The sequence below is a fragment of the Streptomyces sp. genome (assembly GCF_036566765.1).
GTDB lineage: Bacteria > Actinomycetota > Actinomycetes > Streptomycetales > Streptomycetaceae > Streptomyces.
Map to the genome: position 1 here is coordinate 1 of NZ_DATCVQ010000072.1, position 1,606 is coordinate 1,606.

The 1,606-nt window shown below is 69.0% G+C and carries 3 protein-coding genes and 1 pseudogene; 1 reads left to right on the forward strand and 3 read right to left on the reverse strand.

Features of this window, described 5'->3' with window-relative positions; translation table 11 throughout:
• Window positions 1-125, reverse strand: a 125-nt coding sequence (locus VIU94_RS44605) for a transposase (RefSeq protein WP_414720882.1), incomplete at its 3' end; no start/stop codon positions are given.
• Between the two features lie 175 nt (window positions 126-300).
• Between VIU94_RS44605 and VIU94_RS03990 the strand changes: the two genes are divergently transcribed.
• On the forward strand, window positions 301-474 hold the full coding sequence (locus VIU94_RS03990) for a hypothetical protein (RefSeq protein ID WP_331907580.1): 174 nt from the start codon (window positions 301-303) through the stop codon (window positions 472-474).
• Between the two features lie 220 nt (window positions 475-694).
• Here the strand turns inward: VIU94_RS03990 and VIU94_RS03995 are convergent, their stop codons facing one another.
• Both VIU94_RS03995 and VIU94_RS04000 read right to left on the reverse strand, forming a co-directional pair.
• Window positions 695-1,231 (reverse strand): hypothetical protein, encoded by a 537-nt coding sequence (locus VIU94_RS03995; RefSeq protein WP_331907582.1) that lies wholly within the window; start codon window positions 1,229-1,231, stop codon window positions 695-697.
• Window positions 1,232-1,341: 110 nt separating this feature from the next.
• A pseudogene (locus VIU94_RS04000) lies at window positions 1,342-1,606 on the reverse strand (IS5/IS1182 family transposase); the annotation flags it as partial.

Here is a 1,606-nt window from a genome sequence, read left to right on the forward strand (position 1 = left end):
CCGAAAGGTTCGGGCAGATCGCGCCACTGAATTCCGGTCCGCACCCGGTGCAGAATCCCGTCGATCACCTGCCGGTATCCCGCTGCCTGGCGCTGACAACCTGCGAAGCTGCCAGGCCGTGCCAGAAGGTACTAAGGGAACCCGTCGTCCGGTCAAGTACCCCCGACCAGCGGACGTGGCACGCCAGGTCACAGTGAGGCGCCCGGCCACACGCCACTGGCCGGTCAGGGCCGGCCGCCCACAACAAGTCGACACGGCACCGCGCTTCCCTACGAAGTGCCATCGTCGTCCTCGAATCCGATGACGTCTGCCAGCTCCTCGTACTGGTACCAGTACGAGTTCGGCGCAAGCTCTCGCACCCGCGTGACAAACGCGGCCCGTGTCGAGGACCACCGCAACGAACAGCGGCACCGCCAGCAGCTGGACCAGCCCGCCGACCAGGCCGCCCCGTCCAGCCAGCCGCCGGCGGTGTGACCCGCTCAACCGCGCAGCTGGCGCTGGCCTCCCCTCGCTCCTGCCGCGCGGGTGGAGCCACGGCCTGGCCCCGGCGTCGCCACCCTGCCCGGTGTGGTGGCGGAGCCGAAGTTAGGGATGGGTTCCCGCCGTCCCTGTCATGTCGGCAGCGGCCGGGAAAACGGTGCCCATAGATCAAGGAATCGCCGCCGTTCTCGCCGACGTGGCATCCGAGGCCCGGCTATTCGATCAGGGCATTGACGCTGATGATCACTAGACCGATCAACATGTCCAGGCCGCCTGCCCGGCACGAGGACGGCCATCCGTGCCCTGCGGTGCGGGCAGCCGAGACGCCCAAGCTGAACAAGGCGACGGTATTGAAAAGCAGGGCCGCGTCCACAGCAGTGTTCTCTGCCCACCACCCGGCTACCGCAGCAAGCAGCATCCCCACAGTGGGCAGCACGGCGGCGACCAGTGGCCACTCGGCGAGCACCGACCGCAGTCTGCTGGTGGTGGCTGCCCCGTCGTCGGACGCACGCTGGGCGATGACGTGCGCGTACCCATGGGCGGTGGCCGACGCCAGTGCTGTGAGCAATACCCAAAGCGCGTCCGAACCGGGGTCGGCCTTCTCGCCCGTCTCGTCCAGCGCGGCCACCATGGCGCTGGCCAGCACGAGTCCGTAGATGCCGCCGAAGAGCGACTGCTCCAGCCGCCAGTGCCGCAAGGCCCACCTTGGTTCGACGCCCTTGGGGCGGCCGTGATCGGCGCGGTCGGGCATCGCATCGCCTCGGTGCGGGAAGAGGGTCGGGTCCGCACATGCTCGCTCGCGTGGGTGACAGAGAACACGACGCCACGCGGGTGAGCATCCTTGCTGTGCCCTGGCTGGCCCTAACAAAGCCTCCGGACGCGCCGGTGGGTGATCACGCGGACAGCGAGTCCGAGGAAAGATTCATGGATGTCGTCGCGTCGCTCCCAGTGGATGCGCAGGCGGCGGAGACTGTGCAGCCGGAAGATGGTGTTGCCCAGGCCGGTGCCGTGCGGTTGCCCCCGCTCGGCGATCGCGGGCCGGATCCCGCGCTGCCGCAGGAGCGGCGGTACTTGTCGTGGTCGTAGCCGCGGTCCGCGAAGAGTATGTCGGGCCGCCGACGCGGTC